The organism is Microbacterium sp. ProA8, from assembly GCF_039905635.1.
GTDB classification, from domain to species: domain Bacteria; phylum Actinomycetota; class Actinomycetes; order Actinomycetales; family Microbacteriaceae; genus Microbacterium; species Microbacterium chionoecetis.
In genome coordinates this window covers 1,115,617-1,142,215 of record NZ_CP157000.1, presented here as the reverse complement: position 1 = coordinate 1,142,215, position 26,599 = coordinate 1,115,617, and the positions used below count along the sequence as shown (strand labels likewise).

Genomic DNA, 26,599 nt, shown 5'->3' with positions numbered 1-26,599 from the left:
CACCCGAGAGCGTGATGGTGTTCGAGCCCAGGTCCACCCCCGTGACCGCGTCGAACGCGTAGACGGGCAGCGGCGGCGGAGTCGCGGAGTTCTGATGCGCGGTCAGCGTCACGGCGCCGCCGGCACGCAGCGTGGTGCCGTTCGCCACCGACAGCCGCACCGTCGGGAACGTCTCGGCGAGGGCGCGGTTCGAGCTCACCGCGAGCGCAGCCGCCGAGAAGTTCTCGGCGAACGACCGCGACACCGGCTGCGCCGCCGCCCGCACGTCGATGTCGCCCGCGACCACGATGGGCGTGCCGGTGCCGACGATCGCCTCGGCCGTCGGCCGCACCCGCGCCCACGCCGCACCGTCGCTGATGGTGATCGCGCCGATCGCTGTGCTCGCGAGACGCGCCGTCGCGGTGTCGGTCGTGGTGGCGTGCACGCCGAGCGACGCGGCGGCGGGGACCGTGGCGGCGAAGTGGGCCAGCGTCGATCCGTCGACGAACGCCTTCGGCTTGGCGACGCCGACCGTGATGGCGCCGCCGTTGACGCCGCCGCCCGCGGCGTTCGCGGAGTTCGTCGCGGTGGCATCCACCGAGATCGCCGCAGCCGGAGCGTCGACCGTCGCCCCGTTGTGGACGCGTGCTCGAGTGACGGCGGACTGGCTGATGAGCGCCTCGGCGCTGGAGATGCTCACTGCGATCAGGCCCAGGGCGAGGCTTCCGGAGGTGGCTGCGACCGTGCGGGTCGCCGTGGCCCGGACGGCGAGCGAGGTGCCGCCGAACTGGCGGCCGGCGGCATCCGCCACGGCGGCGGCGGCGATGCGCGCCGTGGGCACCGAGACGCCGGCGACGACGAGGCCGCCCGAGACGAGATCGCTCTTCGCCGTGGCCGACGACGTCAGGAGCGTCTCGACGAGCGCCGCTCCGCTGGTGACGAGGAAGCCGGTGCCGTAGCGCGACGACACCGCGGCCGTGCCGTCGACCTCGGAAGCGACGACCGACCCGCTGATGCCGACCAGGGCGACCTGGAAGGCGGTGATCGTGGCATCGGCCTTCGCGTGGCCGACGGCTCGGACCGACACTCCCGTCGACGCGGTCACGCTGCCGTCGAACGCTGCGGTCACGGGGGCGCGGAGCATCGCCAGCGCGGCGAACACGCCCGCGTCGATGAGACCGCCGCCGGCGCTGTCGATGTCGGCGCGCGCGTGGGTGCCGTCGCGGCTCTCGGCGAGGACCGACACGGCACCCGACGCGGCGAGCGCGACGCTGCCCGTGACGGTCGCCGTGGTGGCCGCGCTCTCGGTGATCGTCGCCTGCGCCATCGTGCCCCGCACCCCGATGATCGACAGCGCCTTGAGCTTCGCGGTCGCGTCCGCCGCGTTGCGGGACGACGCCGACACGGAGAACGATCCCGACGACGCCGAGCCGGAGGCGAACGAGGCGGTCGTCGGCGCCGCCACCGTCGCGACCGGGAGCAGGCCGCTGATCTGGAAGGCGGCGAGCGACGAGGACACCATGTCGGCGGAGGCGGTGTTCGCCGACCGCGCCGAGATGCTGACGGCGCCGGGGCCGGCGTACACCGGCGCGATTCCGGCGTCGACGATCGCACGCACCGCAGCGGTGCCCACGATCTCGGCGATGGCGCCGCCCAGGCCGCCGCTGAGGAAGCCGAACGAGACGTAGTCCACGGCGGCGGTGGCGGTGTTCGTGCCGTCGGCGGCGACCGAGAGGCCGTTGCCGACGAGCGACGCACGCAGCTCGGCCACGGTGGCGGCGGCGATCCGGGCCGTGGGCACGGTCACGTTGCCGGTGATGAAGCCGATGCTCGCGGCATCCGTCTCGGCCGTCGCGGTGTTGACGGCCCTCGCCGACACATTCGTGGGCCCCGAGGACCACACCGGCCCGAAGACCGAGGCGCGGGTGCCGGCCGCCTCGAGCACCTGCGCGTCGACGATCGAGACCGACACCGTGAAGAGGCCGGCGCCGAAGGTCCAGGTCTCCCCCGTGACGGTGTTCGTCGCGTTCGCGGTCGCCTCGACGGCACCGGATGCCCCCACCGTGCTCGAGAGCTCGGCGAGGGTCGCTCCCTCGAGCCGTGCACTCGCGGTGTAGACGCCGACCGACACCAGGCCGCCCGCGAGCGCCTGGATGATCGCCGACGCCACGTTGCCGCCGCCGCCGTCGGTGAGGATCACCGCGCGGACGCCGACCAGACCCGAGCTGAACACGGTGCCCGAGTCGATCGACGCCGTCACCGACGCGCTCGGCGCCACGTTCGCGACGACCTCCACGCCCTGCCCGGCACCGAGGATGCCGACGCTCGCGACACGGGCGCGGGCGGTCGCGCGGTTCTGCCCCTGTGCTTCGACGACGAGGGATCCGGATGCCGCGACATTCGCGGCGAACCGCGCCCAGGTCGGGCCGGTCACGCGTGCTTCAGGGTTCATGTACGCCGCGGCGATGGCCGCGATCGCGCCGCCCAGCATGTCGGCGTCGGTGTGGTTGCGCGAGGTGGCGCGCATCGCGATGCCGCCGCCGGCGCCGAACCAGGACCCTGGTGTGGCGAGCGCCGACGTCGTGCGCGAGACCGTGGAGCGGGCGAACGTGACACCCACGGTGACCGCGCCGCCCTGCGCGTTCGCGGTGTCGGTCTCGACGGTGTTGGTCGCGTCGGCGACGATCGAGACGCCGCCCGCCACCCATGCGGTGCCCGCGTACTCCGCGGCCGTGCGGCCCGAGATCTCCGCGCTCGCGGCGGCGCCGTTGATCGTGCCGGCGACGCCGAGCGAGACGGAGAAGACGAGCACGGGGACGACGATGGTCGACGTCGCCGAGATCGCGATGCCGCCGACCGGCGAGACTGCGCCGAGGGTCACCGCGCCCACCCGGGCGACGGTGTCGCCGGTCGCTTCCACGTCGGCGACCGCGGCACCCAGCGCACCCAGCGCCAGCGCGATGCCGAAGGCGGTCGGCGCGATGCGACGGTCGGCCGCTGCGGCGACCGTGACCGTGCCGCCGGCGGCGGGGATCGCGGCGCCGTCGTCCACATGTGCGCGCTGACGCGAGTCGGTGTCGAGCACGACGATCTGACCGGCGACGGCGACGACTCCCAGCTGGCCGGAGAAGGCCCAGACCTCGGTGCGCTCGCGCGCCTCGGCGCGCACGCTGACGTCGCCGCCTGCAGTGACGGTGGCGAAGGGCTCGATGCCGGCATCCACGACCGTGTGGAGGCTCGCCACGAGGAGCGACAGTCCCACCGCGCCGATGCCGCCGCTGCCGGAGCCGACGAGGCCGAAGAACGCGTCGCGCGCGACGGCCGTGACGGCGACGTCGTCGCCGGCGATCACGGTGGCGCCGAACCCGATCCGGCTCGTCGTGCCGCGGACCGCGGGAACAGAGAGGCGGCTCGTGACGACGCCGGCGCCCGGGGTCGCCGCGGCGACGCCCGCCTGGGCGGCCGCGAGGCCCTGCTGCTTGCGGTCGGCCGTCGCGGTGCCCGACGTGTCGTTCGCGCCGTGGAGGATCGACCCGTACCCGTTCTCGCCGCTGCCGGACGAGTACTCGTCGGCCTGGCCCTGGGCGGTGCCGCCGCTTCCCGACAGCCCGTCCTTCGCGCCGCCGCCGTCGTCGTACGAGCCGGACGGCGCGACACCGGCGCTCCACACCGACACCGATCCGGCGACGCCGACGGCACCGGCGCCGAAGCTCAGTGCGAAGGTCTGGATGCTGCGGATCGACATCGCCTGCACCCGGATGTCGTCGCTCGCGTGCACGACCGCGAAGTCGCCGATGCCCGCGCCGACCGCGATGTCGACGACGCCGATGTCGACGCCGCCCGCCACGCCGACGAAGCCGACGCCGAGTCCGCCGCCGAGCGTGAAGGCGTCGGTGCGGTCGCCCGCCGAGACCGACACGCCCTGTGCGGCGCCGACCGCCGAGCGGTCGGTGTTGACCCGGGCGTTCGGCTCGATGGTGGCGATCGTGTCGCCGGTGATGAGGGTGACGTTGACGGCGCCGGCGACGCCCACGAAGCCGCCACCGGCCGCGAGCGCCATGCCGAAGACGTCCTGCTCGCTGGTCGCGACGACCGCGAGCCCGCTCTGCGACGAGGTCGGGAACGAGGTGTCGGTCGCGGTGCCGAGCGGGATCGCGCCCATCGACCACCCGCGGAGGGCTCGCGCGTCGACGATGTTCGAGGGTCCGATCGATGCCCGGGTGTCCTTGGTGAAGACGACCACCGCGACGCCGGCGCCGCCGCCGACGAAGCCGACGCCGATGCCGCCGGCGACGGTCGTCAGCGACGTCGCGTCGTCGGCGCGGACCAGCACGTTGTTGCCGGCGTCGATCGTGACGCCGCTGCCCGTCAGGGCGTGCGTGTGGCTGTCCACGACGATGGTGGCGACCGCCACCGCGATGCCCGCGACACCCGCGCCGGCCGACGCCGACGCCGCCGTGATCTCCTCGGAGCCGCGGGCGGTCAGCGCGACGTCGCCGGCGGAGCGGACCACCGCCCCGTCCCGGATCTGCGCGTCGATGTCGACGTTCACGATGTCGACCGCCGCGTTCACCGCGATGCCGGCCATGCCGCCGCCGAGCGCGGCCGAGACCATCAGCTGGCGGAACGCCCCGGCGGCGGCCACCGTGACCTTCTGCCACGGCACGGCGCCGGTGTTGTCGTCGTTGATGCGCGCGGCGCGCCCGATGAAGGCATCCGTATCGGCGGTGACGACGTTCACGTTGCCCGCCGCGCCGACGCCCGCGGTCGCCGCGACGGCCGCACTCGCCCCGACGGCGAGGATCTCGTCGCTGTTGTTCGCGATCACCGCGACGCCGTAGACGGCGCCGGGCGCCTGTGTCAGGACGCGCTTGCCCGTGATGCGCGCGGGGTCTCCCGGAGGCTGCATGCCCTGGCGGACGAAGCTGTGCGCGCGTCCGGTGGAGCCGGACTCATCGATGTCGATCGTGACCACCGGCGCGGCGCTGCTGCAGCCGTCCGCCGTCGGCAGCGCCTCGCACTTGGTGCGGGCGAGGCGGAAGCTGTGCGGTCCGGTCATCACCACGTAGTACGTGCCGCCGTCGACCAGGCCCGCGATCGGCGTGTCGCCGTTGGCCGTGTACACGACCGCGTCGCCGGTCACCAGCGGCGTCGCCGTGTACGAGCCGTCCGACGCGTCGGCGTCGCCGCCTGGCATGTCGTAGGGCAGCGTCACCGTGTCGGTGAGCCCGTCGACGTCGGCCGACGGCGTGAGGTACGGCGCGAAGCGTCCGGGGACCGTGGCCTCGTCGGTCGGGAAGATGCGGTGCGACTGACCGGGACGTGCCGGCGAGGCGAGCGGGATGGCCGCGCCGCCCGGCGTGAGGGACAGGCGCAGCCGGGTCGGGAAGAGCGCGTCGACGAGCGCGTAGTACGTGGCTCCCGGAGTCAGGCCGATGATGGGCTGGCCGCCGCCCGCGTCGTACGAGACGGCCTGGCGGTGCTCGATGCCGTGCGCGTAGCCGAGCTCGAGCTGGTCGCCGCCGACGATCGCGGTCTGCGGGGTGAAGCGCGTGTCGATGTACGAGACGCCGAACGCCCCGGCCGCGGTCAGGCCCGCGCCGCCGCCGAGAGCGGTCACGCGCGAGAGGTCGCCGACGAACGCGGCGGTCGTCTTGGTGATGACGGGCACGGCGGCCGTGAGGCCGACGGAGGCGGTGCCGGACGCGGCGACCGAGCCCGACACGATGTCCATGGTGAGCACCTCGTTGGCGGCGATGCGGGCGCTGCCGCCGGCCACGACGACGGCACGGGATGCCACGCACGCGCCCTCGGTGGCGACCGCTGCCGCGCACACCTCGCCGACGAACGCCTTGGTCACGATCGTGTAGACGGACACGGCGGCGTTGGCCGAGACCGCGACCGTGCCGGCGATGCTCGCTCCCGCCGCGACGCTCGTGACATCCTCGCTCGAGGTCGCGTCGACGGTGAGGTCGCCGCTGATCGCGACGATCGCCTCGGGGGCGATCCACGCCTGCGTGGACTTGTCGACGACCTGCACGTCGCCGCCGAGGCCGACCCCGGCCGTGCCGCCGATGGCCGCCTGCCCGGCGATGCCGCGAAGCACCGTCGTGTCGGTCGCCGCCAGGTGCGCCCCGGCCGACCCGCCGGCGGCGACCCCGTCGAGCGTCACGCCGCGATCGAGATGCGCGTGCGTGGTGTTGTGCTGCACGCCGACGGTCGCCGCACCGGTGACCCCCACCGTGCCGCCGACGCTGCCGCCGGCCGCGACGGACCACAGGTCCTCGCTCTGCGCCGCGGTGAGCGTGAGGCCCGCTCCGCCACGCGCCCGCAGCTCGGCCCGCTCGGCGACCCATGCGTCGACGATGCCGGTGCGCACCAGCACCACGGACGAGAGCCCGACCCCCGCCGTGCCGGCGCCGCCCACACCGCCCGCGAAGCCGGTGACCCCGAGCGGGTCGGAGGCGCCGATCGTCACGGCACCGAGCGCCCGGACGGACGTCGGGGTCGCGGCGCTGCTGTCGATGTAGGCGCGGGTCCCCGGGGCACCCGAGCCCTGGTTCACGATGAGGATGACGAAGGCTCCCCCGAGGCCCACGTCGTCGGCCACGCCTCCCGACACGGCGACCCCGGTGAACTGCTCGCCCGCCGTCGCGATCAGCCACACCGACCCGCCGAGGTCGGCGGTCGTGCCCCGGCCGACCCACGCGCGCACGTCCTTGTTGTGGATGCCGAGCACGAGACCGAAGCCGATGCCGGCGCTGCCGGTGCTGAGGCCCAGCGCTCCGGCGACGTCGACGAACCGCGTCTGATCGCTCGCCGTGAACGACAGGTGCTGTCCGGCCGCCGAGGCGATGCCCTGGTTCACGACGGCGCCGTCGCCGATGCCCGCCTGCGTCGTGCGGTTCGTGACGTTGACGATGAGCGACCCGCCGACGGCGGCGTCGCCGTTGCCGGCGGCCGCGCCGATCGCGACGCCGGTGAAGTCGCCGAGGTCGCCCAGCAGCGGGACCTCGGGAGCGGCGAGGGGGACGAGGGATGCCGTGGCCCGGCCGATGATCGCACCGCCCGCCGTCACGATTGCGGGCGTCGCGAACGAGGACTCGATGATCGCTCGCGTCGAGGTGTCGACGTACTGCACCACGATCGCCGCACCCACGCCGTTGCCGTCGAGGGTGAGCGCCCCGGAGGCGGCGATGGCGGACAGCCCCATCGGGTTGCTCGCGTCGAGCGAGACGCCGCCGGCGATCTCGAGCGTCGACCCTGCGCCGATGACGGCCTCGTTGTCGAGGTGCAGCACCTGCACCGCGACCGAGCCGGCCACCGCGGTGTCGCTCGAGCCACCCGCGGCCGCGATGCCCCACGCCTGGAAGTCGTTGCGGGCCCCGTCCGGCGTGAGACCGGTGACCGCGACCGAGCTGGCCGTGATGCGGGCGCCGGCCCCGACGGAGCCGCGGTTGACCACGGTCACGACGTTGAGGGCGACGGCGGCGCCGATGTTGTCGCCGCCCTGGATCTTGCCGGAGGAGCCGGTGGCGCGGGCCGTGGCATCCGTCTCGTTCGAGGCGAGTGCGGCGAAGATGCCGTCCACGTCGACGACGAGCCCGGGCGCGAGCGCGGCGATGCTCTCGACGGTGACCCAGTTGACCGTGACGGCCGCCCCGACGCCGACGCCGTCGCTCTGCTGGCCCGACTCGCCGTTCGCGGACGAGTTGGCCGAGTCGACGTTGCTGCTCGCCGACGGCAGCGCGGAGGTCCTGCCGGCGGTGACGGGCGTGTTGTCGAGCTGGCTCTGCGCCTGCTGGTCGGAGTTCTGCGGCGAGCTCGGGTCGGATTCGTCGGCCATCGGCGCGCCGCCGGCGCTCGCCGAGCCGATCGCGCTGGTGTGCAGCTCGTCGTGGGCGATGAGCCAGAGCGAGCCCGCGGCGACGTTGCGCACCACGCCGGCGCGGACGCTCACGTCGACGACGTTGATCACGATGATGGCCCCGACGGCGGTGTCCCCTGCGGCCTCCGCGTCGCCGCGGACGCCGACCGAGCCGGTGTGCGAGGCATGCACGACCACGTCGCCGGCCGCGACGAACGCGCGCGGGCCGGGCGTGCCGATGCGGGCGAGCACGACGGGCAGCACGATGTTGATGCCGACGGCAGGGCTCACCGCGGTGCCGCCCTCGGAGCCGGCGGTGACCTCGTTGACGACGGTGTCGGAGTGCGCCGCCCGCACCGTCACGTCGTCGCCGCCCGTCACGTCGGCGCCGTCCTCGATCTCGGCGCGCGTCACGTCGTCGGCGATCACGTTGATGGCGACGGATGCCCCGACCCCCGTGCTCGAGCCGCCGCCCGTCGCATCGGCCTTGGCCTTCGCGGTGTCGGTGCGGTGGTTGTGGGCGGCGATCTCGACGCCTCCGGTGCCGAAGTCGACGCGGGCGGTCGACGGGATCCACGCCTCGGTGCTGTCCGTGACGATGTTGAGCGCGACCGCCCCGGCGACGCCGACGTCGGTCGACCCGGCGCCGGCGTTCGCGATCGCCGAGAAGTCGTGCGTCGTGTCGGCGCCGACGGCGGTCATGCGCGCCGCCGCGGTGAAGCCGTTGCCCGAGACCACGGCGTCCTCGCCGAGCCAGGCGCGGTTGGTGAGGAACACGAGGTTGAGCGCGACGGCGACCCCGACCCCGGCGTCGTCCTGGGCGAGGGCGGTGCCGTCGGCCTTCACGATGCCGTCGACCTGGGCGCTCGAGGTGAACCACACGTGCCCGCCGGCGGTGATCTGCAGCGCGTCCGGCAGCCAGGCGGTGTAGCTCACGTCGGCGATGCTCAGCGCGATCGCTCCCGCCACCGAGACGCCGCCGTCGCTCGTCGACGCCGACGGGCTGGCGCTGTTCTGCACGCCCGAGCCGCCCTGCTGCACGCTCTCGGCGTTCGCGTAGTCGCGCTGCTGCTGCACCTGGCCGTCGACGCCGCCGGCGGGAGCGTCGCCGCTCGATTCCCCGGGCGCTCCGCTCGCCGACGCGGCGGCCTCGGCCCCGTTCAGCGACGAACCGGCGGCTGTGAAGGCGACCGACTCCCCCGCGATGATGCTCCGGCGGGTCGTGGCGGTCACGGCGTCGAACGCGAAGTTGAGCGCGATCGCGACGCCGATCGCGGCATCCCCGGCGTCCGTCGCCACGGCACCCGCCGTGGTGCGTGCGACCGTGTGCTGGGTCGCCGAGATGAGCACCGCACCCGTGACGGTGATCGGTGCGGCGGCGAGCGTGCCGATCGACGCGCTCGTGCGCGCGTTCGACACGGTGATGGCGATGGCCGGCGTCACGGTGACGTCGCCGCCCTTCGCGCCCATGCGCGCTTCGGTGGTCGTGCGGCTCTCGGACGCGGCGGCGATCGTGAGGTCGTCGGCGCCGGTGAGCTCGATCCCGTCGTCGAGGCGCGCGTGCGTGTCGCTCGTGACGAGTGCGAGAGCGAAGGATGCGCCGACCCCGGCGTCGCCGGTCGCGACCACGCCCTCGCCCGCCGCGAGCGCCTTGACCGTGGTGTCGATCTTGCTGCCTGCGGCGATGGTGGCGTCGCCGCCGGTGAGCACCACCCGGCCGGACACGGCCGCCAGCGTGTCGAACCAGACCAGTCCGAGCGCGACCGATCCGGCCACGGAGATCTTGCCGCCACCGGCGCCCGATGCGGCGACCGCGCGGATGGTCGAGGTGTCGTCGGCGCCGTCGATCGTGATGGTCGCGAGCACCGCGAGCGCGTGGGCGCGCACCGTGAGCGTCGCCGGCACGACCGAGCGATTGACGACGTCGACGTAGGTGATGGCGACGCCCACGCCGATCGCGGCGTCGCCGCCCTTCGACGACGAGCCGTCGCCGCCGGAGGCCGCGTCGGTGTTCTGCGACGACGAGAGGGTCACCGTGCCGCCCGCCGTGATCTCGGCGACCTGCGGCTCGACGATCGAGAGCGCCCGGATCGTGGCGATGACGATGCCCACGGCCGCGGCGACATTGACCGGCCCGCCGCTCGTCTCGGCGTTCGGGGTGTCGGTGTCGCCGGTGCCTTCGACGCCGTACTCGCCGGCGACCTGATCGGTGTAGTCGCGCTGCCCGCCGACCTGCTCGTCGACTCCGGTGCCGGCAGCGCCGCCCTCGTTGGCGGGGTCGCCCGAGCCGGCGTCCTCGTCGTTCTCGGGCGCACCGGCGGCGGATGCCACGGCGAGGGCGCTCGAGCGCGACCAGCTGAAGGCGTGCAGCGTGAGATCGCCGCCGGCGACCGTGACCCGGCCGAGCACGGCGGTCACCGTGTGGTTGGCGATCGTGAGCGCGAGGCTGATGCCGACCGCCGCATCGTCGGTGGCGATGGCGGCGGCGGTCGCCGAGTTCTCGGCGGCGGCCTTCTGCGTCGCGCGGAGGACGACGTCGCCGGTCGTGGCGAGGGTGCCGGTGCCGATGCGGGCCAGCGTCGTGATGTTCGAGAGCACGATCGCGACCGCGGGCGCGACGGCGACCCCGCCGCCCTTCGCGCCCATGCGGGCTTCGGTGGTGGTGGCATCCGTCGCCTCGGCGGTGAGCCGCACGTCGTCGGAGCCCGTCACCGCCACGCCGTCGGCGATGAGGGCCGTCGTGCGGTGGGTGTCGAGCGTCAGCGCGAAGGATGCCCCGATCCCGGCGTCGCCGGTGCCGCTCGAGCCGTCGCCGATCGGCAGGGCGGTCACCGTGCCGGCCACGGCGCTGCGCGCGGTGAGCGTCACATCGCCGCCGGTGAGGACGAGCGTGCCGTAGACCGCGGCGACGGTGTCGGTGGTGACGATCGCGATCGCCACGGAGCCGGCCACCGAGACGTTGCCGCCCGCGGCACCCGACGACGCCGCCGCGCCGAAGGTCGACGTCGTATCGGCGCCGTCGGCGGTCACCGTGGCCGACAGCGTCACGTCGTGGGCCGTCACCGTCAGCGTCGCCGGGACGGTCGCCCGGTTGACCGTCGTCGAGAAGGTGAGCGCGACGCCGGCGCCGATGGTGGCATCGCCTTCGCCGGCCGCAGACCCGTCGCCCGCGGAGCGCGCGTCGGTGTTGACGCTCGACGCGAGCGTCACGGCGCCCGTCGCCACGATCGCGGTGACCTGCGGTTCGACGAGGGTCTCGGCGCGCACCGTCGACACCACGATGCCGACGGCCGCTGCGACGCTCACCGGACCCGCGCTCGTCTCGGCGCGGGGGTTCTGCGTCGCGCCGGAGTCCGCACCGCCGTTGTCGGTCGAGACGTCGTCGGCGTTCTCACGCTCGCGCTGCGCAAGCTGGTCGACGCCGGTGCCGGATCCTCCGCCGGGGTTGCCCGGGTCGCCGGAGTCCTCGTTCTCGGGGGCACCGGCCGCCGAGGCCGACGCACGGGCGCTCGACGCCGAGACACCGAAGGCGGCGAGGCCGACGTTCGCGCCGGCGGTGACGTTGCGGCCCAGAGCCGAGGTGACCGCGTGGTTGGCGATGGTGAGCGCGAGCGAGACGCCGATCGCGGCATCCGCGGCATCGAGCGCCGCCGCCGATGCGGTGGTGTCGGCCGACGCCTTCTGACTCGCCGACATGGCAAGGCTGCCGGTGATCGTCAGCACGCCGGTGCCGATGCGCGTCCACGTCGTCACGTTCGAGAGCGTGATGGCGACGGCCGGCGAGATGGCGACGTCGCCGCCTTTGGCGCCCATGCGCGCCTCGGTGGTCGCGGCGTCGGTGGCCGTCGCGGTGAGCGTCACGTTGCGGGCGCCGGCGAGGCTGACGCCGTCTGAGATCTCGGCGCTCGTGCGGTCGGTCACGAGGTTGAGGGCGATGGATGCCCCGACCCCGGCATCTCCCGTCGCGACGACGCCGTCGCCGTGGGGCAGCGCCTTGACGGTGCTCGCCACCGCGCTCGCCGCGGTGAGCGTCACATCGCCGCCGGTCAGGACGACCGTGCCGTCGACTGCGGCACGGGTGGTGTGGTTCACCACCGCCAGGGCGAACGAGCCCGCGACCGAGATCTTGCCGCCGCCCGCGCCCGATACCGCCTGCGCCCCCATCGTGGCGGTGACGTCGCCACCGTCGGCCGTGACGGTGGCGGAGGCGACGAGGTCGCGCGCCGTCACAGTGAGCGTGGCGGGCACGACCGCCCGGTTCGACACGTTCGCGAGCGTGAGGGCGACGGCCGCGCCGATCGCGGCGTCGCCGCCCTCCGACGCGGAGCCGTCGGCGGAGGTGGCCGCGTCCGTGTTGGCCGACGAGGCCAGCGTGACCGTGCCGCCGGCGGTCAGGGCGGAGACGACGGGCTCGACGATGGTCTCGGCCCGCACGGTCGCGATCGTGATCGCGATCGCCGCCGCCACATTGACGGCGCCGTCGCTGGACTGCGCCGTGGGCGCTGCCTGATCCCCCGACGCCTCGCCGCCGTGGGCGTTCGCGACGTCGTCGGCGTGCGCGCGCTCCGCCGCCGCGAGCTCGTTCACACCGGTGCCGGCCGCGCCGCCCGGGTTCGAGGCATCCCCGGAGTCCTCGTCGTTCTCGGGGGCGCCCGCAGCGGAAGCGGATGCCGTCGCCGAGGACTCCGAGACGCTCGACGCTCGCAGCAGGACGTCGACGCCCGCCGTGGTGTCACGGCCGAGCGCGGTCGTCACGGTGTGGTTCGCGATCGTGAGGGCGAGCGAGACGCCGATCGCGGCATCGGCCGCGTCGAGCACGGCGGCCGACGCGGTGGTGCCGGCGGTGGCCTTCTGCGTCGCCGACATCGAGAGACTGCCGCTGAGCGTGAGCGAGCCGGTGCCGATGCGCGTCCACGTCGTGACGTTCGAGAGCGTGATCGCGACGGCCGGGGCGAGGGCCACGTCGCCACCGGCGGCTCCCATGCGCGCCTCGGTGACCGCCGCGTCCGTCGCGGTCGCGGTGAGCGACAGATGGCGGGCGCCCGTGAGGCTGACGCCGTCGGCGATGTCGGCCGATGTGCGGTGGGTGAGGAGCGAGAGCGCCACGGATGCCCCGAACCCGAAGTCACCCGCATCGGTCACCCCTGCGCCGGCGGGCAACGCCGCGACCGTCGTCGCGGTCGCGCTGGCGGCCGTCAGCGCGACGTCTCCGCCGGTGAGCACGACGGTGCCGTCGATGCCGGCGCGGGTCGTGTGGTTGACGATGGCGAGGGCGAACGATCCCGCGACCGAGACGTCGCCGCCGCCGGCCCCGGCGACGGATCGCGCACCGAACGTCGCGGTCGTGTCGGCGCCCGCAGCGGTCACGGTCGCCGAGACGACCAGTCCGCCCGCGGTCACGGTGAGCGTGGCGGGGATGATCGCCTGGTTCAGGACGTTCGCCAGGGTGATCGCGACCGCGGCCCCGATCGTGGCGTCGGCGCCCTGAGAGGCTGAGCCGTCCGCGGCGGACGCCGCATCGGTGTTGGCCGAGCTCGCCAGCGTGACGGTCCCGGCGGCCTGGATGGTGGTGACGCCGGGTGCGACGATCGTCTCGGACCGGACCGTCGCCAGCGTGATGGCGACCGCCGCTGCGGCATTCACCTCGCCCTGGGACGACTCAGGGCGGGGCGCCGTCGCCGTGCCGGCGCCGTCGCCGCCGTTGGCCGTCGAGGTGCTGTCGGCGTGCGCGCGCTCGGCCGCGACGGCATCGGTGACGCCGGAGCCGGATGAGCCACCGCCGCCGGTGCTCTGCGGCGCACCCGCCGCCGAAGCGGAGGCGGTCGATGCCGAGCCCGAGACACTGGCGGCGCGCAGCGAGACGTCCGCGCCGGCGGTGACGTTGCGGGCGAGGGTGGTCAGGGCGATGTGGTTCGCGATCGTGAGGGCGAGCGCCACGCCGATCGCCGCGTCAGCGGCGCCGACGGTGGACGTCGACGCCGTCGAACCCGCCGTCGCGGTCTGGATCGCGCTCGCGGCGAGGGAGCCGGTGAGCGTCAGCGCCCCGGTGCCGATACGGGTGGTGGTCGTCACGTTCGAGAGTGCGACCGCGACCGCGGGAGCGAGTGCCACGTCGCCGCCGGCGGCACCCATGCGCGCTTCGGCGGTCGCCGTGTCGGTGGCCGTGGCCGTGAGGGTGAGGTTGCGGGCGCCCGTGAGCGTGCTGCCGTCCGTCAGCTCGGCGGTCGTCTTGTCGGTGATGAGGGCGAGGGCGACGGATGCCCCGAAGCCGAGGTCGCCGGCCGCGGTGACGCCCGCGCCGGCCGGCAGCGCCTTGACGGTGGTGACGACGATGCTCGTCGCGCCCAGCGTGGCGTCGCCGCCGGTGAGGGCGACGGTGCCGTCGATCGCGGCGCGCGTGAGGTGGTTCACCACGGCGAGGGCGAAGGATCCGGCGACCGACACGCTGCCTCCGCCGGCGCCTGCGATCGACTGCGCGCCGATCGTGGCGGTCGTATCGGCGCCGTTCGGGGTGACGCCCGCCGTCGCGACGAGCGACTGCGCCGTGACCGTGACGCCGGCCGGCACGACGGCCTGATTGACGACGTCCGCCAGCGTGATGGCGACCGCGGCCCCGATGGGCGCGTCCGCACCTTGCGACGCCGAACCGTCGGCGGAGGATGCGGCATCCGTGTTGGCCGACGTGACCAGGGTGGCCGTGCCTCCGGCCGTGACCGCCAGACCGCTCGCGATGAGGGTCTCGGCGCGGACGGTCGAGAGGGTGATCGCGATCGCCGCAGCGACGTTCACGCCGCCCTGCGACGACGACGCACTCGGCGCGGTCGCGGAACCCGCGCCGTCGCCGCCGTTCGCCGTCGATGCGCTGTCGACGTGCGCCCGCTCCGCGGCCACCGCGCTGTCGACGCCGGTGCCGGCTCCGCCGCCGCTGGAGTTCTCGGGCGCACCCGCCGCCGACGCCGAGGCGCTCGACGACGAGGACGACACACTCGACGCGCGGAGGGTGACGTCGCCGCCGGCCGCGACGCTTCGAGCGAGATCGCTCGTCACGGTGTGGTTCGCGATCGTGAGCGCCAGGCCGACACCGACACCCGCGTCTGCGGCCCCCAGCACCGCGGCGGAGGCGGTCGTGGTTGCCGTCGCGGTCTGCGTCGCCGTCGCGGTCAACGAGCCGGTGAGCGAGAGCGCCCCCGTCCCGAGGCGGGTCGTGGTCGTGATGTTCGACAGGGTGACCGCGACGGCGGGCGACAGGGCGACATCGCCGCCTGCCGCCCCCATCCGCGCCTCGGTCGTCGCCGCGTCGGTCGCCGTCGCCGTGAGGGTCAGGTGACGCGCGCCGGTGAGCGTGCCGCCGTCGCCGAGCTCGGCCGACGTCTTGTCGGTGATGAGCGCCAGCGCCACGGATGCGCCGAAGCCGAAGTCGCCGGCATCCGTCACCCCGGCCCCCGCCGGAAGGGCCTTCACCGTCGTCGCGACGCTGCTGGTGGACGTGAGCGTGGCGTCGCCGCCGGTGAGGCTGACGGTGCCGTCGATGTCGGCGCGGGTGAGGTGGTTCACCACGGCGAGGGCGAAGGATCCGGCGACCGACACGCTGCCTCCGCCGGCGCCTGCGATCGACTGCGCGCCGATCGTGGCGGTCGTATCGGCGCCGTTCGCCGTGACGCCCGCCGTCGCGACGAGCGACTGCGCCGTGATCGTGACGCCCGCCGGAACGGTCGCGCGGTTGGTCACATCGACCAGCGTGATCGCGACCGCGGCCCCGATGGTCGCATCGGCGCCCTGCGACGCAGAGCCGTCCGCGGCGGACGCGGCATCCGTGTTCGCCGAGCTGGAAAGCGTGACGGTGCCCTGGGTGTTCACCGTGATCCCCGGCGACAGCTGCGTCTCGGCGCGGACAGTCGAGAGGGTGATCGCGATCGCCGCCGCGACGTTCACGCCGCCCTGCGACGACGACGCGCTCGGCGCGGTCGCGGAACCCGCGCCGTCGCCGCCGTTCGCCGTCGATGCGCTGTCGACGTGCGCGCGCTCCGCGGCCACCGCACTGTCGACGCCGGTTCCCGCTCCGCCGCCGCTGGAGTTCTCCGGCGCCCCCGCCGCCGACGCCGAGGCGCTCGACGACGAGGACGACACACTCGACGCGCCCAGCGTCACAGCGGCGGCCGTGACCCCGCGTGCGAGAGCGGAGACGACCGTGTGGTTCGCGATCGTGAGCGCCAGGCCGACACCGACGCCCGCGTCACCGGCTCCCAGCACGGCCGCGGACGCGGTTGTGCTCGCCGTCGCGTTCTGCGTCGCCGTCGCGGTGAGCGAACCCGAGAGTGCGAGCACGCCGCCCGCGCCGAGCCGGCTCGTCGTGGTCACGTTCGACAGGGTCACGGCGACCGCGGGCGACAGCGCGACGTCGCCGCCCGCTGCGCCCATCCGCGCCTCGGTCGTCGCGGTGTCGGTCGCGCTCGCGGTGAGGACGATGTCCTCTGCGCCGGTGATCTGCGCCCCGTCCCCGAGCTCGGCCGTCGTCTTGTCGGTGATCAGCGCCAGCGCCACGGAGGCGCCGAAGCCGAAGTCTCCGGCATCCGTCACCCCGGCTCCCGCGGGAAGCGCCTTCACCGTCGTCGACACGGCGCTCGATGCGGTCACCGTGACGTCGCTGCTCGTGAGGTTCACCATGCCGTCGATGGCGGCACGCGTGATGTGGTTGACGACCGCGAGGGCGAACGATCCGGCGACCGACACGCTGCCGCCGCCCGCGCCTGCGATCGACTGCGCGTCGATCGTCGCGATCGTGTCGGCGCCGTTCGCCGTCATCATCGCGGAGACGACGAGGTCGCCGGCGGTGATGGTCACGCCGGCCGGCACGACGGCATGGTTGACGACGTCCGCCAGCGTGATCGCGACCGCGGCCCCGATGGTCGCATCGGCGCCCTGCGACGCCGAACCGTCGGCGGAGGATGCGGCATCCGTGTTCGCCGAAGTCGCCAGGGTCACCGTCCCCGCTGCGGTGACGCCGACACCGCCCGCGATCAGCGTCTCGGCGCGGACGGTCGAGAGGGTGATCGCGATCGCCGCAGCGACGTTCACGCCGCCCTGCGACGACGACGCACTCGGCGCCGTCGCAGACCCTGCACCGTCGCCGCCGTTCGCCGTCGATGCGCTGTCGGCGTGCGCGCGCTCCGCGGCCACCGCGCCGTCCACCCCGCCGCCGGCTCCGCCGCCGCTGGAGTTCTCGGGCGCCCCCGCCGCCGAGGCCGACGCACTCGACGTCGACGTCGACGCGCTCGACGCCCTCAGCGTCACCGCGCCGCCGACGGAGACGCTCCGCAGCAGCGACGACGTCACCGTGTGGTTCGCGATGTTCAGCGCCAGCCCGACGCCGACGCCCGCGTCACCCGCGCCGAGCACCGCCGCCGACGCCGTCGTGCCGGCCGTCGCGGTCTGCGTCGCCGTCGCGGTCAGCGACCCGGTCAGCGTGAGCACACCGGTCCCCAGGCGCGTCCACGTCGTGACATTCGACAGCGCGACCGCCACCGCCGGAGACAGCGCCACGCCGCCGCCCGCGGCACCCATCCGCGCCTCGACGATCGCGGAGTCGGTCGCGGTCGCGGCGAGCGTCAGATCGCGGGCGCCCGAGACCGACGACCCGTCGCCGAGCTCGGCCGCCGTCTTGTCGGTGATCAGCGCCAGCGCGACGGATGCGCCGAAGCCCAGGTCGCCGGCATCCGTCACACCCGCTCCCGCCGGAAGCGCCTTCACGGTCGTCGCCACGGCGCTCGTCGCCGAGACCGTCACGTCGCCGCCGGTCAGCGTCACCGAGCCGTCGATGCCCGCGCGGGTGGTCTGGTTCACGACCGCCAGGGCGAACGAGCCGGCGACCGATACGTCGCCGCCGCCGGCGCCGGCGACGGACTGCGCACCGATGGTCGAGGTCGTGTCGGCGCCGTTCGGCGCGACGCCCGCCGAGACGACGAGCGAGCCCGCGACCACCGCTGCACCCGTGGGCACGACCGCCCGGTTGGTCACCGTGGCCAGCGTGAGGGCGACGGCGGCGCCGATCGTGGCGTCCGCGCCCTGCGACGCCGAGCCGTCGGCCGACGAGGCCGCGTCCGTGTTCGCGGCGCTCGCGAGCTCTGCGGCGCCGGCCACCGTCAGCGTCGCACCGGAGCCGAGGGAGGCGGCGGCATCGACCGTGGCGAGCGTCACCGCGACCGCCGCGGCGGCATTGACGCCGCCCTGCGACGACGACACGCTCGGCGTTGCTGCAGCGCCCGTTCCAGATCCGCCGTGTGCGGTCGACGTCGTGTCGGCGTGCGCGCGTTCGGCGGCGACGGCGTCGTCGACGCCGGTCCCCGACCCGCCTCCGCCACCGGAGCTGCCGGGGGCGCCGCCGGCCGACGCCGAGGCGTTCGCGGCCGAGGTCGAGCGGCTGGTCGCCCGGAGCGACGCCGAACCGCCCGTGGCGCTGCGCGCGAGCGCGGCGAGCACGCCGTGCTGGGCGATCAGAAGCGCGAGGGCGAGGCCGATGCCGGCATCGCCGGCGGCGAGCACCTGCGACGACGAGGTCACGGAGGCGGTCGAGGTCTGCGTCGCGGCGAGGTCGAGCGCGCCGGTCACCGAGAGGGGTGCGCCCGTCCCGACGCGCGCGCTGGTCGACACGGTCGAGAGGCCGACGGCCACGGCGGGCGACAGGGCCACGTCTCCGCCCTGCGCGCCCATCCGCGCCTCGACGGTGACGGTGGTCTCGGACGTCGCCGAGATGGTGAGCGATGAGGCGCCGGTGAGCGTGCCGCCGTCGGCCAGCTCAGCCGTGGTGCGGTCGGTGACGAGGGCGAGAGCGACGGATGCCCCGACCCCGAGATCGCCGGCATCCGTGACGCCGATGCCGGCGGGAAGCGCCGAGACCGTCGTCGCGGTGCGGCTGGCGGCGGTGACCGCGGCAGCTCCGCCGGTCAGCGTCGCCGCTCCGGCCAGGGAGGCACGCGTGTCGTGGTCGACGATCGCGAGGGCGAACGACCCGGCCACCGAGACCTTGCCGCCGCCGGCACCCGACACGGCCCGCGCGCCGAACGTCGCGGTCTGGTCCGCGCCGTCGACGGCGACCCCGGCGGTGACGACGAGAGAGCCGGCCAGCAGCGTGGCGCCTGCCGGAAGCACGGCGGCGTTGACGACGTCGGCGAGGGTGATCGCGACAGCGGCCCCGATCGTCGCGTCGGCGCCCTGCGACGCCGATCCGTCGGCCGACGACGACGCGTCGGTGTTGGCGAGGCTCTCGAGGGTCACGGCGCCGCTGGTCGTGACGACGACACCCGGATCGATGAGGGTGCGGCTGGTGGCGCTCACGAGAGTGATTGCGATCGCGGCCGCGGCGTTCACGCCGCCCTGCGACGACGACGCGCTCGGCGTGGCCGTCGCACCGGACGTGGCGCCGCCGTTCGCCGTCGCCGTCGAATCGGCGTGGGTGCGCTCCGCCGCCACCGCGCCGTCGACACCGGTGCCGGCCGCGCCGCCGGGGTTCGCGGCATCGCCCGAGTCGGCGTCGTTCTCGGGAGCGCCGGCCGACGAGGCGGTGGCGACTGTGGTGGTCGCCGAGACGCTGGACGCGCGCAGGGTCGCCGCGGCCGCCGTGATCGCGCGCGCCCACTGCGCCTGCACGGTCGGGTTCGCGATGGCGAGCGCCAGCGCGGCACCGATGCCCGCGTCGCCCGCGGCGACGACGATGGCGCCGGCCGTCGCCGACGTCGTGGCCTTCTGGATGGCCGAGACCATGACCGCGCCGGTCGCCACGAGCGCCGGACCGGTACCGATCCGCGCGGTCGTGCCCAGCGTGGCGAGAGCGACGGCGACCGCGGGCGAGACCGCGACTCCGCCGCCCGACGCCCCCATGCGCGCCTCGACGGCGTCGGTCGCGGTCGACGCTGCGGTGACATCGACCGACCCCGCGCCCGTGACCGTGCCGCCGTCGGCGATCTCGGCGAGGGTGGCCGCTGTCACGACAGCGAGGGCGACCGCCGCACCGATCCCCAGGTCGGTCGCACCGGTCACCCCCGCCCCTGCCGGCAGGGCCTTGACGTCCGTCGCACGCGCGGAGGATGCGGCGACGGTCACGATGGCTCCGGAGACCGTCGCGGTTCCCGCCATCGCCGCGCGCGTGCGGTGGTTCACGATCGCGAGCGCGAACGACCCCGCGACCGACACCTTGCCTCCGCCGGCGCCGGCCACCGACCGCGCGCCGAAGGTCGAGGTCTCGTCGCCGGTGTCGGGCGTCGTGCCGGCCGTGAGCGTGAGCGCGCCCGCGGTGATCGAGACGCCGGCGGGCACGACGGCGTCGGTGTCGACCTCGGCACGCGTGACGGCGACGGCTGCGCCGATCGTGGCGTCGGCGCCCTGCGACGCGGAGCCGTCGGCGTTCGAGGCGGCGTCGATGTTCGCCCGGCTCGTCAGCGCGACCGCGCCCGTCGCGGTGACCGCGATGCCCGCGGCCAGGTCGACCGCGCTGCGCGCCGTGGCGAGGGTGATCGCGATCGCGGCGGCCGCGTTGACGCCGCCCTGCGACGACGAGGCGCTCGGGGTCGTCGCGGCGCCCGTCCCGGGTCCGCCGTGTGCGGCCGACGTGGCATCGGCGTGCGCGCGCTCGGCGGCGACGGTGTCGTCGACACCCGTGCCGGCCGCACCGCCCGGGCTGGACGGATCGCCGGAGTCCGCGGCGTTCTCGGGGGCGCCGGCGCTCGACGCGGTCGAGGTGGACGCGGCATCCGTCACCCCCACGGCGGTGAGCGTGACGGCGTTCGCGGTGAGGCTGCGCGCGAGCTCGGTGGCGACGGCGTGGTTGGCGACCGTGAGTGCCAGGGCCACGCCGACGCCGGCGTCGCCTGCTCCGACGACGATCGCCCCGGCGACCGTTCCGGCGGTGGCGGTCTGGCGCGCGCTCACCGTCACCGGGCCACTCACCGTGGCGAGGGGGCCGGTGCCGATCCGCGCACGGGCGGTGACCGTCGACAGCGTGATGGCGACGGCCGGCGTGATCGCCACGCCGCCGCCCGAGGCGCCCATGCGCGCCTCGGCGGTGGCGGTCGTCGTCGACTCGGCCGTGACGGTGAGCGACGTCGGCGCGGTGAGCGTGCCGCCGTCGCCGAGCCCCGCGACGGCGTCCACCGTGAACAGCGACAGCGCGACCGCGGCGCCGAGACCGAGGTCTGCGGCATCCGTCACTCCCGCGCCCGCAGGAAGGGCCGTGACGTTGCTCGCGACGACGCCCGTGGCGGTGACCGTGACGGCGCCGCCGCCGGCCGAGCCGTCGATCGACGCGAGCGTGTCGTGGTCGACGATGGCGATCGCGAGGCTGCCGGCGACCGAGAGCTTGCCGCCGCCGGCTCCCGCGACCGACGCGGCGCCGAACGTCGAGGTGGTGTCGGCGCCGTCGACGTGGGTGCGCGCGAGGACGGTGAGGCTCGGGGCCGTGACGGCCCCGCCCGTCGCGATGAGTGCGCGGTTGACCACCGTCGCGAAGGTCAGCGCGACGGCGGCCCCGATCGTCGCGTCGGTGCCCTGCGACGCCGAGCCGTCGGCGCTCGAGGCAGCGTCGCTATTCTCGCCCGCGATGATCGTCACGGCTCCGTCCGCGGTGAGCGCGGCGGCGACGGATGCCTGGACCGAGACGGTCGCGACGACCACGGCGATCGCGGCGGCGGCGTTGACCTGGCCCTGCGACGACGCCGCGCTCGGCGTGGCCGCCGTGCCGGATCCGCTGCCGCCGGCCGCCGTGGCCACGGTGTCGGCGTGATCGCGCGCGCCGGTCACCGCCTGGTCGACGCCGTCGCCCGCTGCTCCGCCGGGGTTCGCGGGGTCGCCCGAGTCGCCGGCGTTCTCGGGCGCTCCGGCCGCCGAGGCGGTGGCGGTGGCGACGGATGCCGACACCGACGTCGCGGTGAGTGTCACCGTTCCCACGACGTCGAGGGCGCGGCCCAGGGTCGCCTGCACGCCGTGGTTCGCCACGGTGACGGCGAGCGCGGCGCCGACGGCCGTTCCCGCCGTGGTTCCGGTCGCCGACGTCGCCGTGCTGGAAGCGGTCGCACGCTGCGCGGCCGAGACGGCGAGAGCGCCGGTGAGTGCGGTGACGGCGCCGGCGGCCAGCTCGGCGCGGGTGGTGACGGTCGAGAGCGTCACGGCCGAGAACGGAGCGATCGCAGCGTCCGCGCCTCGCGCCGACCCCTGGGCCTCGCTGCGGGCGACGTCGGCGGCGTTCGCGGTCAAGGTGAGGTCGTCGGTGCCGGTGAGCACCGCGTCCGCTCCGACTGCCGCCACGGTGATGTGGTCGACGCTCGTGAGCGCGAACGCCGCCCCGATGCCGGTGGTCGGCGTGCCGGCCCCGGTGTCGGACAGAAGTGCCCGCGAGACGGTCTCGGCGGAGGACGACGCCTCGACGACGAGAGAACGGGTCGCTCCCGCGAAGGTGACGACGGGAGCATCCGGTCCGGCGGTGAGTCCTGCGGCGCTGCGGAGGACGATGACCGAGAGGGCGACCGAGCCGGCGATTCCGAGATCGCCGCCCGCGCCCTGCCCGCCGGTCGCGGTGGTGGTGAAGCGGTGGGTGCCGTCCGCCGCGCCCGCCGCGTTCTGCGGGGCGACGCCTGCGGAGAGCCGCAGCGTGTCGGCGGTGACGGTGGTGGAGGGGCCGACCTCCGCGCGGACGTCGACGTCCGCGAGGTTGATCGCAACGGCCGCAGCGATCGAGGTGCCGGCCGGAGGTGCGCGCGTCGACGGGGACCCCGTCGCCGTCGAAGCCGCCGACAGGTTCGCGAGCGCCTCGAGAGTCACGGTGGGTGCCTCGATCGAGATGCCCGAGACCGACACGTCGGCGGTCAGGTGGTGGACGTTCAGCGCGAGGGCGGCGGTGACGGTGACCTCTCCCTGGGGCGTGCTCGGCGTCGGCAGCGGCACCGACCCGCTGCCGCCCGTGCCGTCGCCGGCGGCGCCGGCGGCCGGAGCGAGTGCGTCGGCCCACGCGCGCGCATCGCCCGACTGCGCGGCGGGCGTTTGCGACGTCGGGTCGTCCTCACCCGGCGCGCCCGTCGCCGAAGACGTCGCCGTCGTGGCGCTCGACGCCAGCGCCGTCGCGCGCAGGATGACCGCGAGCGCCGCGGCGATGTCCCGCGCCAGTTCCGACCGCACCGCGTGGTCGGCGAAGGTCAGGGCGAGCACGGCCGAGACCGCCGCCCCGTCCTCGGCGTCGACGTTGCCGGTGGCCGTCGTGCTGAGTGGTGCGCGCTGCGTCGCGGTCGACGTGTAGGTGCCGGCGAGGCTCAGCGGGGCACCGGTGCCCAGTCGGGCGATCGTCGAGACGTTCGAGATCGTCAGGGCGAGCACCGTCGCGATCGCGGCGTCCGAGGCGACGCCGCCCCGGGCCTCGGTCGTGGCCGGTGCCGTCGTGTCCGCCGTCAGCGACAGGTCCTTCGCTCCGGTCAGCGTCACGCCGTCGGCGACCTCTGCACGCGTCACGTCGTTCACGATGTCGAGGGCGACGCTCGCGCCGACGCCGGTGGTCGCTCCCGCCTGCGCTCCCGGAATCGCTCGCGCGATCGTGTCGTTGTCGGCGCGCGCGGTGAGCGAGATGTCGGCGGTCGGCGCGGTGACGGTCGCGCCCGTGTCGATCGCCGCGCGCGTGAGCAGGGTCGCGGCGTTCACGGCGAGCGAGCCCGCCGCGCCGACGCTCGACGCCCCGCCGGCTCCGGAGATCGCCTCGGCGGAGTACTCGTTCGTCTCGCCGGCCGTGCGCGGGGCGGCGACGGCGGATGCCTCGACCTGCGGTGCGCCCAGCGCCGCCGAGCGGATCCGGGCCTCAGTGACGAGGTCCGCGACGTTCGCCGAGACGGCGACGCCGACGCCGGCCGCGGAGCCGCCGACCGCCGAGGCGTCGGCGTCGGTCGTGGCCGAGCCGGACGACACGGCCGAGACGCCGATGCCGGTGCCGCTCTGGAACGGCACCGCCGGCGTCGCCGACCCGAGGGTCGCGATCGTCTGCTGGTCGAGCTGCGAGAAGGCGAGCGCTCCCGCGACGCCGATCGTGCCACCGGGGGCGGAGGCCAGACCGCCGGGCTGGCCGGCGGTGGCGGTGGTGGCGCTCGGGCTCGTGCCGTTCGCGGTCGATCCGCCCGGGCTCGCCTTCGCCGTCGTCGACAGAGCGTGGATCGAATCGGCGAGCAGGGTCAGCAGGCCGCCGGCGACGACGCCCTGCGCCGACGCGGTGTCGATCGTCGCAGCGGTGCGGGTCGTGGCATCCGTGGTGGCGATGCCCGCTCCGGCCGTCGCGGCGGTCGCGTCGGCCGACGTGGTCGCGGTCGTCACGGTCTTGGCCGACAGCGTCACCGCGCCGCCCGCCTGCACCGATGCCGTGTCGGTGATCTCGGTCGTGGCTGCGTTGTCGATCGTCGCGTGGGCGACGGCGGCATCCACCGCGGCATCCGCTCCCGTTCCGGTGGACGTCGTGGTCAGCGTGGCGGTCGACGTGCTCTGCAGCACGACCGATCCGGTCGCCTCGACGCGCGTCGCACCCTGCAGGCGGACCGCCGCCGACGACGTGCTCTCGCCCAGGGCGAGACCCACCGTCGCACCCGTGTCGACGGTGCTCGTCGCCGTGGCCGTCGCGGTGATGTCTCCGCCGCGCACCGTGGCGTCGGTCAGCACGACCTCCGCGAGTGCCGGGGTGTCGTCCGTCGACGCATCGGTCGCGGTGAAGGTGACGTCGCCGGTGCCCGCATCGAGGGTCGAGCCGGCGTCCATCACGACCCGGGTGGCCTCGAAGAGGAACGTCACCCCGAGGAAGGTGAGGGATCCGACGATGCGGATCACCGCGCCCTTGCCCGTCGAGGTGACCTTGAACGAGGCGAGCGGACGCACCGAGTGCGACTCGAAGGCGTTGGCCAGGCTGCGCACCAGCAGGTAGCCGGCGTTGCCGGCATCCGGCGCGATCTCGATGGTGTCGCCGTCGGTCGCGTCGGCGAGGTCGAAGTCGGCGACGTCGGCCGGACCGACCGGCTCGAGGCCGTCGTAGGCGATCTCGCGACCCTGCAGCCGGATCGTCCCCGACTGCGGTCCGGTCGGGCGCGAGATCATCGCGCCGTGCGAGCCCGTGAACCGGAGGACGTCGTATCCGCCCCCGCCGCCGTGGACGAAGCCGATGTGGCCGCCCGCGATCACGAAGTCGTCGCGGTTGCCCGCCGCACCGAGGAGCGACGCGAAGCCCGTGAAGCGCTGGCTCGCCACGGTGCCGGCGCCGTCGCCCGTCACCGTCCACGTGGTGTCGGCGGCCGGCCCGGTGAGGCGATGCCCTCCCCCGGCGGCGACGAGTTCGCCGACGCCCGAGAACGAGACGCCCGAGACCTGGCCCGCACCGGCGCCGTCGCTCGACCACGTCAGTCCGCTGCCGCTGACGGCGAGCGCGGCGGCCCCGTGCACAGAGACGGCGAGGCCCAGCGCTGCGGGAAGCGTGACGCGGCCGCCGGCGGTGATGTCGATGGCCGAGACGGATGCCGCGGCCCGGCGCGTCTGCACGCCGTCGGCCGTGATGACGATGTCGTCGCCCGCGGTGGTCACGGTGACGTCGCCCGTCGCGGTGACCGACCATGCCGCCGGCGCCTCGGGCGTCGCGGCGGGCTCGGTTGCGGGTGCGGCCGGGTCGGTGGCGCCGTCGGTCGTCTCGGTGCCTTCCGGCGCAGTCGAGCCGGTCGTGGCGCCGTCAGTCGGGGCGCTATCCGTCGTCGACGGGTCGGTCGTCGCCGGGTCGGTCGTTGCCGGGTCGGTCGCGGCCGGAGCGGTCGCGGGAGTCTCGCCCGCCGGGGGCTCCGCCGGTGACGGGTTCGCCGGAGCGGGTTCGGCCGCCGGGGCGGGAGCGGCGGGTGCGGGCGGCTCGGCTGCCGGGACCGCGTGCTGGGGAGCGGGTTCCGGGACGGGCGCGTCCGTCGCGGCATCCGCCGTCTGCCCCGCCGCTTCGAAGGGACGCACCGCGAGCGCGGCGGTGGCGCCGACCCATCGTCCGGACGCCTCCGGCGTTCCGGTCGGCTGCGGCGCGGGCGAAGGCTCCGGCGCGGGAGTGGGTGCGGGCGTGGGCGAAGGTGACGGGGTCGGCGCGGGCGGCACGGTCGGCTGCGGCGGCGTGGGCGGCGTCGGCGTGGGCGTCGGCGTGGGAAGACCCGGGATCGTCGGCGTCGGCGCCGGCGACGGGTTCGTCCCGATCGTGCCGGGATTCACCGTGCCCGGACCGCAGACGAGGCTCGTGCTGCTGGTGCTCGTCGTGGAGGAGTTCGAGCCGCCGGACGCACCCGGGGTCGCCCCCGTGGTGACCTGCCGGCAGTTCGGGCCGAACGGCGACGCGGGCGGCTCGGGCACCACCGGCGGGGCCGGCGGAGCGACCGCGATCCGCAGGGTCGTGCGGGTCTGGGGAGCCTGCCGGACGGGCGCGTCGGGCGTGACCTCGGCGGGGGGCGCCGGCTCGGGCACCACCGTCTCGAACAGCTCGTCGAGCGCCTCTTCGAGGGGACCGTCGACGACCGCGGGCTCGGTCCACTCGACGAGCGGCGTCGCCGGATCCGCGGGCACGACCTCGATGGGCGCGGCCACCGCAGGGCCGGCCCAGCTCAGCTGACCGAGCACGAGCGCCGCCGCAAGCACGCCGACCACGGCGCTGCGTCGATGCGCACCCGCCGTCGGCCGCACGGCTCCGCCGTTGCGCCCCCACCTATCCCCGAACACGGGGGGTCTCCGACTCAT

Annotated in this window: 1 protein-coding gene (cut by a window edge); it reads right to left on the bottom strand. The window is 75.3% G+C overall.

What is annotated here, in order from left to right:
* Positions 1-26,599 carry the 5' portion of a hypothetical protein gene (locus ABG085_RS04785; protein ID WP_347978287.1) on the bottom strand. It extends 6,077 nt beyond the left edge of the window, so only the first 26,599 of its 32,676 coding nucleotides appear in the window; it begins with the start codon at positions 26,597-26,599; its stop codon lies beyond the left edge, outside the window.